The following is a 14841-nucleotide window of genomic DNA, read 5'->3' on the forward strand; positions in this document are numbered from 1 at the left end:
TGGAGTCAACAATGGCCATGCAATCGGATGAAATGCGGATCTTTATCGCGGTGGTCGAGGCCGGCAGCCTGAGCGCCGCCGCCGAAGTGCTGGAGCAGACCACCTCAGGCGTGAGCCGGGCCCTGACGCGCCTGGAAGAAAAACTGGGCACCAGCCTGCTCACGCGCACCACGCGACGCATGGACCTGACGGAAGAGGGGCAAGTGTTTCTGGAGCAGGCGCGCGAGATCGTCGCCGCCATGGAACGCGCCGAAGAATCGATCCGCATCCGCAGCCAGAAACCGGTCGGCAAGCTGCGCGTGGATGCCTCGGCGCCGTTCATGCTGCACTGTATCGTGCCGCATGTGGGCGCCTTCCGCGAGGCCTATCCCGATATCGAACTGGACCTGACCACCAACGACCGCTTCATCGATCTGGTCGAGCAGCGCACCGACATCGCGATCCGCATCGGCGAGCTGCAGGATTCCACGCTGCACGCCAAGCCGCTGACCTCGGCCCGGCTGCAATTGCTGGCCAGCCCGGAGTACCTGCGGCGTCACGGTGCGCCGAAGACCGTCAAGGACCTCGACAAGCATCAACTGATCGGTTTCACGCAGCCGGAAGGGCTCAATAACTGGCCGTTGCAGCATGAAGACGGCGACCGCTACCAGATCCGGCCGGCGTTCCGCGCCTCCAGCGGCGAGACCATCCGGCAGCTTGCCATCCATGGGCAAGGCATCGCCTGTTTGTCCAATTTCATGTCGGACGCCGATGTCGCCGAAGGGCGGCTGGTGCGCGTGCTGGAAAAGTCGCACAGCGCGTTCCGCCAGCAGATCCATGCTGTGTACTACCGGAATACCCGGATCTCGCGACGTATCAGCTGCTTCCTCGATTTTTTGCAATGCAAACTGTAGTGTCGGCTTCAGAGGAGAACCATTCCATGCATCAATTGTCTTGATCGTGTCACGACGATTCGCCATCATGAGGCGTCGCTGCAAAATTGCTTAACACTGATTAAAAATATAACGGAGCAAGCATGCCCCTGATTTCCCGGACCGCGCGTTGGATCTCGCCACTGCAATTGGCTTTGGCTGCATTGACCGCATTGACCGTATTGACACTCTTTTCGTCGTCGGCCTTCGCCGCCGGCATCACCGGGTTTTCACCGCAAGGAGAGGTGGCCCAGATCCGTCAAGCGCGCGCCAGTTTTTCCGAGCCGATGATCAAGTTCGGCGATCCCAAGGCGGCGGCGCCATTCGACGTCGATTGCCCTGTGGCCGGCACTTCGCGCTGGGCCGACGGCAAGAACTGGGTCTACGATTTTGAGCGCGACCTGCCGCCGGGCACTCGTTGCTCCTTCACCTTGAAGCCCGGCGTCAAGGCCGTGTCCGGGGCAGCACTGGGCGGCAAGAGCGTGTTCAGGTTCAACACCGGCGGTCCGGCGGTGATACGCCACATGCCAAGCGGCGAAGAGATCGAAGAAGAACAGGCCTTCATCCTGTTCCAGAACGGCGCCGCCAACCAGGACACCGTGCGTGACCATCTGTATTGCGAAGCCGAAGGCGTGCATGAGCGCATCCCGGTCAAGTTCGTCGCCGACGCCACGCGCAAGCAATTGCTGCAGGAGTTCGCCAAAAAGATTGATCCTGCCACCGTCACCATCGTGCAGTGCCAGCAGCGCCTGCCCAACGACGCCACGGTCCGGCTGACCTGGGACAAGGGCATCGCCACGCCGAACGGTATCGCGACAACGATGCCGCAGACCTTCAAGTTCAAGGTGCGCAAGGAGTTCACCGCGAGCCTCAGTTGCGAGCGTGAAAACGCCAACGCCGCCTGTTCGCCGATCCGTCCCGTGACCATGTCGTTTTCGTCGCCGGTGCCGCGCAAGCTGGCCGAAGCCGTGGAGCTCAAGAGCAGCAGCGGCAAGCTCAAGCCCTTCTTTGAAAAAGGCAACACCGATGAAACCGTCTACGGCCTGACCTTCAAACCGCCGTTCCCCGAGAACGGTGAATTCACCATCAATCTGCCGTCCGGCTTCAAGGATGAGAGCGGCCGTACGCTGAGCAATGCTTCCGCGTTTCCGCTGAAGTCGCGCACCGCCGGCTATCCGCCGCTGGCGAAGTTTCCGGCCGCGCCGTTCGGCATCATCGAACTGAACGCCGACGCCACCTTGCCGGTGACCCTGCGTCGCGTCGAAGCCGATCTGCTGGCGCGCGGCGTCGACGGCAAGGCCTTGCCGGGCAAGGTCGCCAATCTCAAGGTTGACGGCGACAAGGGGGTGATCGCATGGCTCACGCGCCTCAATCGCTACCATGAGCGCTGGGGCGATACCTCCGGCAAGACGCCCGACACGCGCGCGATCGGCTTGCTGGCCAAGGAGCCAGGCGTGAAGACGCTGAACCTGCCGGCTCTGTCCGACGCCAAGGATGGGGAACGGCCGTTTGAAGTGGTCGGCATCCCGCTGAAGGATCCCGGTTTTTACGTGATCGAACTGGAATCGCAGAAACTCGGCGCCTCGCTGCTCGGCAAGCCGGCGCCAATGTATGTGCGCACCAGCACGCTGGTGACCAACCTGTCGGTCCACGTCAAGCTGGGCCGCGAAAACAATGCGGTCTGGGTGACCACGCTCGATACCGCCAAGCCGGTAGCCGACGCCGAGGTGCGCGTTTCCAATTGCAAGGGCGATGAAATCTGGCGCGGCAAGACCAACGCCATCGGCGTGGCGACGATCGGCAAGCCGCTCGAAGATGTCTGCGCCATGGGGCAGAATCAGGACGGCGCCATCAACGGTCTGTTCGTCAGTGCGCGCAAGACCGATGAAAAGGGACGCGCCGACATGGCCTTTGCGCTGACTTCGTGGAACGACGGCATCGAATCGTGGCGCTTCAACCTGCCGACGGATCGCTCGGCAAGCTCCAGCGCTCGCGCCCATACGATCTTCGACCGCACCTTGTTCCGCGCCGGTGAAACGGTATCGATGAAACACGAGTTCCGGCTGGAGAGCATGAACGGATTTGCGCTGGCCGGCAAAGACAAGTTGCCGACGCGCGTGCGCATCATTCATCAGGGCAGCGGGCAGGAATTTCAGTTCGCGCTGAACTGGCGCAATCAGAAAAACGCGGAGACTGTCTTCGCGATTCCCAAGGAAGCCAAGCTCGGCAGCTACGAAGTCTTGCTTGATCGAGGCGCGGCTAAGGGTAGCGTCGAAGGCGCCGCCGACGGCGACTCCGACGAGAGCGGCTATGGCGCCGGCACCTATAGCAGCGGCAGCTTCCGCGTCGAAGAATTCCGCCTGCCGCTGATGCAGGGACGCATCACGCCGGTGACCGGCAAAGGCAAGGGCGACGCCCTGGTGGCGCCGAAGGAAGTGCCGCTCGACGTTCAGCTGAACTACATCAACGGCGGCGGCGCCTCAGGGCAGACCGTGCGGGTCACCAGCCTGATGCGCGCGAAGCCGGTCAGCTTCCCCGCGTATGAAGGCTATTCCTTCGATGCCGGAAGTTCGGGTGAAGACGGCGCCGGCAACGACGACCAGAAAATCGTCGCCGACAAGTTGCCGGTGACGCTCGACAAGAACGGCGCCGGGCGCACCACGGTCAAGTCACTGCCCGTCGTCAGGACGCCGCGCGAGCTACTGACCGAGATGACCTACAGCGATCCGAATGGCGAGATCCAGACGGTCTCGAATGTCACGGCGATATGGCCGTCGGCGGTCGTCATCGGCATCAAGGGCGGCGACTGGGTATCGGTGAAAAAGAAACTGGCGCTGACCATGGTGGCGCTCAATGCCGCCGGCCAGCCGCAAGCCGACGTTCCGGTGGAAATCAGCGGCGAAAGCAAGCAGACCAATTCGCACCGCAAGCGCATGGTCGGCGGCTTCTATGCCTATGAAAACACGCGCTCGTCGCAAAACCTCGGCACGCTGTGCTCGGGCAAGACCGACAAGCACGGCGTGCTGATCTGCGAAGTGTCGTTGACGGAAGCGGGCAACGTCGAGCTGACCGCCAGCGGCAAGGACGCCAACGGCAATGCTTCCTACGCGAAGACTTCGGTATGGGTCACGCGCCAGGGCGAGCTGTGGTTCGATGGTGAAAACCAGGATCGCATCGACATCCTTCCCGAGAAGAAAACCTACCAGCCCGGTGAAATTGCGAAGTTTCAGGTGCGCATGCCATTCCGCTATGCAACGGCTCTGGTTGCCGTGGAGCGCGAAGGCATCATCGACACCCAGGTGGTGCAGTTGAGCGGGCAGGATCCGACCATCAGCCTGCCGGTCAAGGGCGGTTTCGCGCCGAACGTGTATGTATCGGTGCTGGCCGTGCGCGGCCGCATGCGCGAAGTACCGTGGTATTCCTTCTTCACCTGGGGCTGGAAAGAACCGATCAACTGGTGGCATGAATTCAAGGAGTATCAGGCGCCCGGCACCATGGTCGATCTGGCCAAGCCGGCCTACAAATTCGGCGTCGCCGAAATCGCCGTCGGCAGCGGCGCCCATGTGCTCAAGGTCGCCGTGACCGCTGACAAGGCCAGCTATCCGATCCGTTCGGTCGCCAAGGTCAATGTGCAGGTGACGCAGCCCGACGGCAAGCCCGCCGCAGGGGCGGAAATTGCGCTGGCCGCGGTGGATGAGGCCTTGCTGGAACTGCAGCCGAACAACAGCTGGAATCTGCTTTCCGCGATGCTGCAGCGGCGCAGCTACGGTATTGAAACCGCAACCGCGCAAATGCAGGTGATCGGCAAACGCCACTACGGCAAGAAGGCCACGCCGGCCGGCGGCGGTGGCGGAAAATCGCCGACGCGCGAATTGTTCGACACGCTGTTGCTGTGGAAGCCTTACATCGTGCTCGACGCCAACGGCAGGGCGCAGATCGACGTGCCGCTCAACGATTCGCTGACGGCGTTTCGCATCGTCGCGGTTGCCGAAAGCGGCGCCGGCCTGTTCGGCACCGGCTCGGCCAGCATCCGTTCGTCGCAGGATGTGCAGGTGATCTCCGGCCTGCCGCCGCTGGTGCGCGAAGGCGATCAGTTCAGCGCGATGGTCACGGTGCGCAACACCACGACGCGGGCGATGCAGATTCGCCTGAATGCGAAAGCGAGCAGCGCCACTCCGGCGGCCACGATTGCCCTGCCGGACAAGGATGTCGCCATTCCCGCCGGTGAAGCACGCGAAGTCGCGTGGCCGGTGGCGGTGCCTGCAGATGTTTCGCAACTGAGCTGGGAGATCGGCGCACAGGAACAATCGGCATCGCCGGCCAAAGACAGCATCAGGTTCGTGCAGCGCGTCTTGCCGGCGATACCGGTAACGGTGCAGCAGGCCACGCTGTTCCAGCTCGACAAGGCATCGTCGATGAGCGTGGCGCAGCCAGCCGACAGCCTGCCGGGACGCGGCGGCCTGAACATTTCGCTCAAGCCGTCTCTGGCCGGCGGCAGTGAAGGCATCCGCAAGTATTTCGCCGACTATCCGTTTGCCTGCCTCGAGCAAAGGACGTCGAAGGCGATCGGCCTGCGCGATGAGGCCTTGTGGCAAAAGATCGTCGCCGACTTGCCGACCTATCTGGATGCCGACGGCCTGGCGTATTACTTCCCGCCGAGCGAATCCAATGCGCGGCGCGGCAGCGACACGCTGACCGCGTATCTGCTGGCGGCGTCCAATGAAGTGGCCTACGTCTTGCCGGCGCAGAGTCGCGACAAGATGCTGGATGGTCTTGCCGCCTTCGTCGAAGGCAAGCTCACGCGCGATTTCTGGTCGCCGAAAAAGGATCTGGATGTACGCAAGCTGGCCGCGCTGGAGGCGCTGTCGCGCTACCATCGCGTGCAGCCGTCGATGCTCGGTTCGGTGCAGATCAATCCGAACCTGTGGCCGACGTCGGCGGTGCTGGACTGGATGGCGATCCTGCAGCGCGTGGCGACGATTCCCGAGCGCGACAAGCGCCTGGCCGAAGCCGATCAGATCATCCGTTCGCGCCTGAACTACCAGGGCACGCGCATGGGCTTCTCGGATGAGGCGGGCGACTATTGGTGGTGGCTGATGGCAAGCGGCGACAGCAACGCCAACCGGCTGGTGCTGACCATGCTGAACAATCCGGCGTGGCGCGAAGACATGCCCAAGCTGATCAGCGGCGCCATCCAGCGCCAGCAGCGCGGCCATTGGAACACCACCACGGCCAACGTCTGGGGCAGCCTGGCGCTGGAAAAATTCAGCCGCGCCTTTGAGGCGGAGAAGGTCACCGGCACGACGCGCGTGGTGTCTGACGCGGGTAGCAATGCGCATGCGTGGAGCGGTGCGGGCGCCGTCGGCGGCAAGTTGCAACTGCCGTGGGGTACGCCGCCGCCGGGCACGTTGAAGTTCTCGCAGGAAGGCAGCGGCAAGCCGTGGATCACGATGCAAAGCCTGGCAGCGGTGCCGTTGAAGACGCCGTTCTCGAGCGGCTACCGGATCACGAAAACAGTCGTCGCGGTCGAGCAGAAGCAGCAGGGCGTCTACAGCCGCGGCGATGTCTTGCGCGTGACGCTGGACGTCGATGCGCAGACCGACATGACCTGGGTGGTGCTGAGCGATCCGATTCCGGGCGGTGCTAGCCTGCTTGGTTCGGGACTGGCGCGCGATTCCGCGATCACGCGCAGCGGCGAGGACGACGGCCGCTCGCGCGGCAGTGCATGGCTGGCGTATGAAGAGCGCAGCTTTGAAGGCTATCGCGCGTATTACGAGCGCATGCCGAAGGGACGCTCGAGCATTTCCTATACGGTGCGCCTGAACAACGCCGGCGAGTTCAGTTTGCCGCCGACGCGTGTCGAGGCAATGTATGCGCCGGAAATGTTCGGTGAAATCCCGAACGCCAGGATGAGCATCAAGGCACAGTGATGAACGTCAATCTGCGACGGCATATGGTGGCGGTGTCGGCGGCGTTTCTGCTGGGAGTGCCGGGCATCGTGCTGGCCGTTCCCGGCTTCGCCGAAGTGCAGCAGTCGTTCCGCTCGTCGGAGGCGTCGATGGTCGACCGTCACGGCGAACTGATCCAGCAGTTGCGGCTCAACCCCAATGAACGCCGGTTGTCGTGGATTGCATTGGAAGACATCTCGCCGGCGCTGCGCAATGCGCTGATCGCGTCGGAAGACCGGCGCTTCTATCAGCACAGCGGCGTCGACTGGAACGCCGTCGCGGCATCTGCTTGGGGGAATTTGTGGAATACCCGGACGCGCGGTGCATCGACCATCACGATGCAGCTGGCGGGTTTGATTTACGACGACTTGCGGCGCAAGTCGTCGGCGCGTTCAATGACGCAGAAAGTGTCACAAGTGTTCATTGCGCAATCGCTGGAACGCAACTGGCGCAAGGACCAGATACTGGAAGCCTATCTCAACCTGGTCAGTTTTCGCGGAGAGCTGGTCGGCGTGCATGCCTTGTCGCGCGTGTTGTTCGGCAAGCATCCGAGCGGCCTGAACCAGAGCGAAGCGGCGATTGCCGTGGCGCTGATTCGCGCACCCAACGCCAGGCCGGCGAAGGTATCCGAACGCGCCTGCGCGATCTTGAAGGAGCAGCAGGCGCCGCAGGAATGCAACGGCTTGCAGGGCCGTACCGAACTGGTGTTGGCGCGGGCGACGGCGAAGGGTGAAGTCAGCGGTGCCGCGACGGCACCACAACTGGCGCCGCATCTTGGACGCAAGCTGCTCAAGGATGCCGGCAAGACGATCCGTTCGACCCTGGACGCAGCGACCCAGCGCTTTGCCAGCGATGCGTTGCGCCAGCAATTATCGGCGCTGGTCGAGCGCAACATCGAAGACGGTGCGGTGGTCGTGATCGACAACGCCAGCGGCGACGTGCTTGCCTGGGTCGGCTCCAGCGGTTCGCTCTCCGGCGCAGCGCAGGTCGATGGCGTGCAGGCATTGCGCCAGGCCGGTTCGACGCTGAAGCCATTTCTGTATGAACTGGCGATCGAGAAGAAGTGGCTGACGGCCGCCTCGCTGCTCGACGATTCTCCGGTCAATCTGGCCACTTCCGCCGGGCTCTACATTCCTCAAAATTACGACAAGCAGTTCAAGGGGCTGGTCAGCATGCGCACCGCGCTCGGCTCGTCGCTGAACATTCCCGCCGTGCGCACGCTGGTGACGGTGACGCCGGAGAGATTTTTCCGGCGCTTGCAATCGCTCGGTTTCAACCTGCGCGAGTCTGGCGACTATTACGGCTACAGCCTGGCGCTGGGCAGCGCCGACGTCAGCCTGTTGTCGCTCACCAATGCTTACCGCGCGCTGGCCAACCAGGGACGCTACAGCAGCGTGCGCACCGCCATGAGCGATCCGCGCGCGGTCTATCAGCAGGCGATGGACGGCAGCGCATCGTTCATCGTCGGCGACATCCTGTCGGACCGTAGCGCGCGGGCGCGCACCTTCGGTCTGGAGAACGCCTTGTCGACGCGCATCTGGACCGCGGTCAAGACCGGCACGTCGAAGGACATGCGCGACAACTGGTGCGTCGGCTTCTCTTCGCGTTATACGGTCGGGGTGTGGGTCGGCAACGCGTCCGGCGCACCGATGTGGGACGTGTCGGGTGTCACGGGGGCGGCGCCGGTGTGGCAGGAGGTGATGCAGTACCTGCACCGGCAATCGGGTTCGCAGGAACCGGCCAGGCCCGCGTCGGTGATCGCACAGCCGGTGCAGTTCGAGAACCAGCTTGAGGCGGCGCGCACCGAGTATTTTCTGCCCGGCACGCAGCAGTCCTTGCTGCGGGTGGCCAAGTCCAACGGCATTGCGCCGGCCATTTCTTATCCGACGCCCGGCATGCTGGTGGCGATCGATCCCGATATCCCGCCCGCGCACCAGCGTTTGCGCTTCAGCGCGCAGGGCCTGAAGCAGGGAAGCTGGGTGCTCGACGGCAAGCCGCTGGTGCGGACGGCAGGAAAGAGCACTGGTGATCTTGGCTACGACTGGATGCCGTGGCCGGGCAGGCACAAGCTGGTATTGCAGGACGTCAATGGCGTGGTGCTCGACCAGCTGCAGTTCGAAGTGCGCGGGGCGCTGGTGCGACCGCCCGAGGGCAAGGCGGTGAAGGTGAAGGGCGCTGCCGCAAAGTAAAAAGGGACTTGAAAATACAAAAGGCCGATCGATTTTCATCGATCAGCCTTTAATATTTTGGTGCCCACGGAGGGACTCGAACCCCCACACCTTGCGGCACATGGACCTGAACCATGCGCGTCTACCAATTCCGCCACGTGGGCCTGAAACGTTGTCACATAATCTGTGCAGCGCTTAGAAGGGCTGAATAATACTGGCATTGTGTCTGACGGTCAACAAAATAATGCGGGAAAATTCTGGTGATTTGAAGGCGATGGTGGCGAACGAAATGTCGTGCACGAAGGACGGATTTGCGGTCGGGGATTGCGGGATAAGGACAGGAATTTTAATGGCCCGAAAAACGCAAAAGGCTGGTTGATTTTCATCAACCAGCCTTTTATGTTTTGGTGCCCACGGAGGGACTCGAACCCCCACACCTTGCGGCACATGGACCTGAACCATGCGCGTCTACCAATTCCGCCACGTGGGCTTCACGCTGTAAAAGCGAAAGAACGAGATTATAGCGCAATTTCTGGGGATGTCAATCACTTCGGAGCATATGCCGGAATTATTTCCTGCGACATTCCGCGCGGTAGCCTTTCGCCGCCCCACGTTAGGCAAATAGCCGCAACCTCCGTTACACTAGGGCATGTTGCGCCGTGCCATATAGCCCGGCCGACGGTATTCCAACAGCGCGTCAGGTAATTCGCCGGGCGCTGCTGACGAATAACAATTTACGCGAATATACTTTTGAGCCAATTTCCCTATTCCATCCCCAGCCGTGAGGAAATTCTCGGCATCCTGCGTACCTCTTCCGGTGCGCAAAACACGATGACACTGGCCGCTGCGCTCAGCGTCAAGCCTGAAGAAATGGATGGCCTGACGCGCCGGCTGAACGCGATGGAGCGCGATGGCCAGATCAAGCCCGACCGCTCCGGCAACTACCAGCTCACGCATTCCGATAGTTTCATCGAAGGGCGCGTCAGCAGTCACCGCGACGGTTTCGGCTTCCTGTTGCCGGAAGACGGCAGCGCCGATATCTTCCTGCCCGAGAAAGAAATGCAGAAGGTCTTGCACGGCGACCGCGTCCAGGCACGCATCATCGGCACCGATCGCCGCGGCCGTCCGGAAGGCACCATCGTCGAAGTGGTGTCGCGCGCGAATACCCACGTCATCGGTCGCCTGCTCAACGAGAACGGCGTCTGGGTGGTGGCGCCGGAAGACAAGCGCATAGGCCAGGATGTGATCCTCGCGGGCTCGCCGGGCAAGGCCAAGGCCGGCCAGGTGGTCAGCGTCGAGCTGACGGAACAGCCTTCGCGCTATACGCAACCTGTCGGCAAGATCGCCGAAATCCTCGGCGATATCGACGATCCGGGAATGGAAATCGAAATCGCCGTGCGCAAATACGGCGTCCCGCATGAATTCTCCGAAGCCGCCAAGAAGCTGGCGTCGAAACTGCCGAGCGAAGTCCGCGCTGCCGACCTCGACGACCGCGTCGATTTGCGCGACGTGCCGCTGGTCACCATTGACGGCGAAGATGCGCGCGACTTCGACGATGCGGTGTATTGCGAACCGGTCAAGATCGGCCGCTCCAACGGTTACCGCCTGATTGTCGCGATCGCCGATGTCAGCCATTACGTGAAGCCCAACGATGCGCTTGACGTCGATGCGCTGGAGCGCAGCACCTCGGTGTATTTCCCGCGTCGCGTGATTCCGATGCTGCCGGAGAAATTGTCTAACGGCCTGTGTTCGCTCAATCCCGATGTCGATCGTCTCACTCTCGTCTGCGACGCCGTCATCACGGCCAAGGGCGAGATCAAGGCATACCAGTTCTATCCTGCGGTGATCCATTCGGCCGCGCGCCTGACTTATACCGAAGTCGCGGCCGTGCTGGCCAACACCAAGGGCCCGGAAGCCGCCAAGCGCGCCGGCCTGGTGCCGCATCTGCTGCACCTGTACGAAGTGTTCCAGGCCTTGCTGCAGGCACGGCATGCGCGCGGGGCGATCGACTTCGAAACCACCGAAACCTATATCGTCTGCAACGCCGCCGGCAAGATCGAAAAGATCCTGCCGCGCACACGCAACGACGCGCACCGCCTGATCGAAGAATGCATGCTGGCGGCCAACGTCTGCGCCGCCGACTTGCTGCAGCGGCATGAGCATCCGGGCCTGTACCGCGTCCACGCGGGACCGACCAAGGAAAAACTCAACCAGCTGCGCACTTTCCTCAAGCAGATCGGCCTCAATCTCAACGGCGGCGACAAGCCGAGCGCGTCCGATTACGCCGAATTGATGCCGAAGATCAAAGCGCGTCCCGATGCCTTGCTGATCCAGACCATGCTGCTGCGGTCCATGCAACAAGCCGTCTACAGCCCGGAAAACATCGGCCACTTTGGTTTGTCGTATGAGTCTTACGCCCACTTCACCAGCCCGATCCGGCGCTATCCCGACCTGCTGACGCATCGCGCCATCAAGGCGATCCTGCTCGGCAAGCGCTACGACCCCAAGGGGCTCGACACCAGCGTGCTCAATACGATGCTGTCGCCGGCCGCACGCAAGGCGCAGGCCGTGGATCGCGCCAACGGCAAGAAGAAATCGGAAAGCAGCATCGCCATCTGGGAAGCGCTCGGCATCCACTGTTCCGCCAACGAACGCCGCGCCGACGAAGCATCGCGCGATGTCGAGGCATGGCTCAAGTGCTACTTCATCCGCGACAAGCTGGGTGAGGAGTTCACGGGTACGATTTCCGGCGTTGCCACCTTCGGTATCTTCGTGCAGTTGGACGCGCTGTATATCGAAGGCATGGTGCATGTCACCGAGCTGGGCGCGGATTACTTCCAGTACGACGAAGCGCGCCATGAATTGCGCGGGGAACGCACCGGCATCCGTTATCAGCTCACCGATCGCGTTACGGTGCAGGTCAGCCGCGTCGACCTTGATGCGCGCAAGATCGACTTGCGGCTGGTGACCGAGCCGGGCATCCGCACCATTCTCAAGAATGAGGCGCGTCGCGCTGAAAGCGCCCAGCAGGCGCGCAGCAAGGGTGGTTCCGGTGCGAAATCCGGCGCCGCCAAGAAAGCCGCCCCTGTGGCTACAGCACCAGCGAAGGCTGGCAAGGCTGCCGGCAAAGGCAAGACCGCCGCGCGCAGCGGCGCCGCCAAGGGTGTGGCTGAGTCGGAGCGCAAGCGTCCGGCGAAAAGTTTTTCCCGTCCCAGCAAGAAAAAGCGCTGATCCGGCGTCGGACGATCCGGAATTGAAGTAATCAGCAATTTGGCAAGATAAGGCAAGAAGTAGAGCACATGAAAAGTAAAATGATTTTTGGTTTCCACGCCGTCACCTCGCGGATTCGTCACGAGGCGTCGTCGGTGGAAGAGTTGTACGTTGATGCGGACCGCAATGACGCCCGCATGCGCGACCTGCTGCATGCGGCCAAGGCGGCAGGCGTGCGCATCATCCAGGCGGACGACCAGCGCCTGTCGAACATTGTCGGCACGCGCCGTCACCAGGGGGTGGTGGCCAAGGCCGGCGAGCTGTCGCTGGCGCGCAATCTCGACGAGTTGCTCGACGCCATCGAAGGTCCGCCTTTGCTGCTGATCCTCGACGGCATTACCGATCCGCACAATCTCGGCGCCTGCCTGCGGGTGGCGGACGGCGCCGGCGCACATGCCGTGATTGCGCCGAAGGACCGTGCAGTCGGCCTCAACGCCACGGCCGCCAAGGTCGCCAGTGGCGCCGCCGAAACCGTCCCCTACATCACCGTGACCAATCTGGCGCGCACCATGCGTGACCTCAAGGATCGCGGCGTCTGGCTGATCGGCACCACCGATGACGCCGAAAAAGACCTGTACGCCGGCGATTTCTCCGGCCCCACTGCGCTCGTGATGGGCTCGGAGGGCGAAGGCATGCGTCGCCTGACGCGTGAAACCTGCGATTTGCTGGTCAGCATTCCGATGTTCGGCTCGGTCGAGAGCCTGAACGTTTCCGTCGCTTCCGGCGTCTGTCTGTACGAAGCGCGCCGGCAGCGTCTGCCCAAGTAGTTTTGGGCGCCTGCCGGGATCCCGGCAGGCAATTCTTCCTCTGTACTGCCTCCGTGTGATCCCGTTATTGATGCCAGGAAAGCCGACGCCCGTTCGGCAAGACTGACGGTAAACGATTAAGATTGCACCTTCCGCATTGACACCGAAAATATGTTCAGCCGACTCCGAGAAGACATCTCCAGCATCATCGAACGCGATCCTGCAGCGCGCAACGCCTGGGAAGTCCTGACCTGTTACCCGGGCCTGCACGCAGTGGTGTTGCATCGTGTCGCGAACAAGTGCTGGATGATCGGCCTGAAGTGGCTGGGACGTTTCATCTCGCAGCTGGCGCGCTGGTTCACCGGCATCGAAATCCATCCGGGCGCCACCATCGGCCGCCGGGTTTTCATCGACCACGGCTTCGGCGTGGTGATCGGTGAAACGGCGGAAATCGGCGACGACTGTACGATTTACCAGGGCGTCACGCTCGGTGGGACTTCTCTCAACAAGGGCGCAAAACGCCACCCGACACTGGGACGCGGCGTCATCATCGGCGCTGGTGCGCAAGTCCTCGGCGGCTTCACCGTCGGCGACGGCGCCAAGGTCGGCTCCAATGCCGTCGTGGTCAAGGAAGTACCTCCGGGCGCCACGGCGATCGGCAATCCGGCGCGCGTCGTGCGCAAGGAAGTGCCGGATCCACGCGAGCATGCCGCCGCGCGGATGTTCGCCGCCTATGGCGTCACGCCGAATGGCGACGACCCCTTGTCGAAAGCCCTGCACGGTCTGATCGATCAGGCTGCCGCACAGGAACATCAGATCGAGGTCATGCTGGCCGCGCTCAAGAGCGCCGGCATCGGATGCGAGAAGCTGGAAGAGTTGGAGAAATTCGATCCTGCCCGGCTCAACAAGCTGGTGGAATGAAAAAGAGGAGCAATAAAAAAGAGGAGCTTATGCTCCTCTTTTTTTATGGCGCGCAGTCTTTGCGCCGGATGTGATTTAACGTATCTCGACTCCGGCGGCATCGAAGCGATGCAACACGCCATCCGCAGTCAGGCTGATCCAGCCGCCGCGAGCCGCTTCGACGTCGTACTCCCAATCGGGCAGCACATAGCGCAAGCGCGTCTGTCCGTTCGCCGGTACGGCATGCAGGGCAGGGCGATGCGTGTGACCGTGGATCAGCACCTGCGTGCCGGTGCTGTCGTAAAGCGCGGCGATGGCATCGGCATTGACGTCCATGATCTCGTTGGATTTTTCCTTGTTGGCGTCCTTGCTGTTCTGGCGCACGCCTTCGATGATGGCTTTGCGCTGGGCCAGCGGCATGGCCAGGAATTGCTGTTGCCACGCCGGTTGCCGCACCTGTGCGCGAAACGCCATGTAAGCCGTGTCGTCGGTGCATTGCGCGTCGCCATGCGCCAACGCGATAGTGCGTCCGGCCAGATGGATGACATGCGGATCGCCCAAGATGGTCAGTCCGGCGGCTTCGGCGAAAGCCGGTCCGGCCAGGAAATCACGGTTGCCGGCTATCCAGAACAGCTGCACGCCGCGTTCGCTCAACTGGCGCAATGCATCGGCGATAGTGCGGTTGTAAGGCGTCTCCAGATCGTCGTCGCCAGCCCAATATTCGAAGATGTCGCCCAGCAGGTAAAGCTGCTGCGTGAACGCGGCGTGCTCAGCCAGGAAATCAAAAAACGCCTGCGTCGTGCGCGGCAGCGAGGCCTGCAGGTGCAGGTCGGAAATAAAAAGCGCAACCGCCCGGGGTTGCGCTTTCTGTACGGATGAAGTGTCGGTCATCACTGAA

Annotated in this window: 7 protein-coding genes and 2 tRNA genes; 6 read left to right on the top strand and 3 right to left on the bottom strand. The window is 62.3% G+C overall.

The genetic code is table 11. From position 1 onward, the window contains the following. Window positions 1-11 precede the first annotated feature (11 nt). From F506_RS10985 to pbpC, 3 genes are all read left to right on the top strand, one after another. A complete protein-coding gene (locus F506_RS10985) occupies window positions 12-893 on the top strand; it encodes a LysR family transcriptional regulator (protein WP_053197424.1) in 882 nt (293 codons plus the stop codon). 122 nt (window positions 894-1015) lie between these two features. Continuing rightward, window positions 1016-6841 (top strand): alpha-2-macroglobulin family protein, encoded by a 5826-nt coding sequence (locus F506_RS10990; RefSeq protein ID WP_053197426.1) that lies wholly within the window; start codon window positions 1016-1018, stop codon window positions 6839-6841. Beyond that, window positions 6841-9048 carry a penicillin-binding protein 1C gene (pbpC, locus tag F506_RS10995; protein WP_083457754.1) on the top strand — a complete coding sequence of 736 codons (2208 nt, stop codon included), beginning with the start codon at window positions 6841-6843 and terminating at the stop codon, window positions 9046-9048. The genes F506_RS10990 and pbpC overlap by 1 nt, the downstream gene beginning before the upstream one ends. Window positions 9049-9106: 58 nt before the next feature. On the opposite strand, the gene F506_RS11000 is transcribed toward pbpC, so the two are convergent. Together F506_RS11000 and F506_RS11005 are read right to left on the bottom strand one after the other, a co-directional pair. Continuing rightward, window positions 9107-9191, bottom strand: a tRNA-Leu gene (locus F506_RS11000). A 241-nt stretch (window positions 9192-9432) separates the two neighbouring features. Beyond that, window positions 9433-9517 (bottom strand) — tRNA-Leu (locus F506_RS11005). A 260-nt stretch (window positions 9518-9777) separates the two neighbouring features. On the opposite strand from F506_RS11005, the gene rnr reads away from it, so the two are divergent. The 3 genes from rnr to cysE all read left to right on the top strand — a co-directional run bounded on the left by rnr (window position 9778) and on the right by cysE (window position 13964). Continuing rightward, window positions 9778-12258, top strand: a complete 2481-nt coding sequence (gene rnr / locus F506_RS11010) for a ribonuclease R (protein WP_053197428.1) — start codon at window positions 9778-9780, stop codon at window positions 12256-12258. A 68-nt stretch (window positions 12259-12326) separates the two neighbouring features. Continuing rightward, window positions 12327-13064: a 23S rRNA (guanosine(2251)-2'-O)-methyltransferase RlmB gene (rlmB, locus tag F506_RS11015; RefSeq protein WP_053197430.1), complete on the top strand. Its 738-nt coding sequence runs from the start codon at window positions 12327-12329 to the stop codon at window positions 13062-13064. A gap of 150 nt (window positions 13065-13214) precedes the next feature. Continuing rightward, window positions 13215-13964 carry a serine O-acetyltransferase gene (cysE, locus tag F506_RS11020; protein WP_053197432.1) on the top strand — a complete coding sequence of 250 codons (750 nt, stop codon included), beginning with the start codon at window positions 13215-13217 and terminating at the stop codon, window positions 13962-13964. A gap of 75 nt (window positions 13965-14039) precedes the next feature. On the opposite strand, the gene F506_RS11025 is transcribed toward cysE, so the two are convergent. After that, window positions 14040-14834 carry a UDP-2,3-diacylglucosamine diphosphatase gene (locus F506_RS11025; protein ID WP_053197435.1) on the bottom strand — a complete coding sequence of 265 codons (795 nt, stop codon included), beginning with the start codon at window positions 14832-14834 and terminating at the stop codon, window positions 14040-14042. Window positions 14835-14841: the final 7 nt, after the last annotated feature.

Source organism: Herbaspirillum hiltneri N3, from assembly GCF_001267925.1.
GTDB classification, from domain to species: Bacteria; Pseudomonadota; Gammaproteobacteria; order Burkholderiales; family Burkholderiaceae_D; genus Herbaspirillum; species Herbaspirillum hiltneri.

Bases quoted from the DNA above. Each gene is read 5' to 3' on its own strand.
- F506_RS10985 (WP_053197424.1), top strand. From the start codon at position 12: ATGGCCATGCAATCGGATGAAATGCGGATCTTTATCGCGGTGGTCGAG.
- F506_RS10990 (WP_053197426.1), top strand. From the start codon at position 1,016: ATGCCCCTGATTTCCCGGACCGCGCGTTGGATCTCGCCACTGCAATTG.
- pbpC (WP_083457754.1), top strand. From the start codon at position 6,841: ATGAACGTCAATCTGCGACGGCATATGGTGGCGGTGTCGGCGGCGTTT.
- rlmB (WP_053197430.1), top strand. From the start codon at position 12,327: ATGAAAAGTAAAATGATTTTTGGTTTCCACGCCGTCACCTCGCGGATT.
- cysE (WP_053197432.1), top strand. From the start codon at position 13,215: ATGTTCAGCCGACTCCGAGAAGACATCTCCAGCATCATCGAACGCGAT.
- F506_RS11025 (WP_053197435.1), bottom strand. From the start codon at position 14,834: ATGACCGACACTTCATCCGTACAGAAAGCGCAACCCCGGGCGGTTGCG.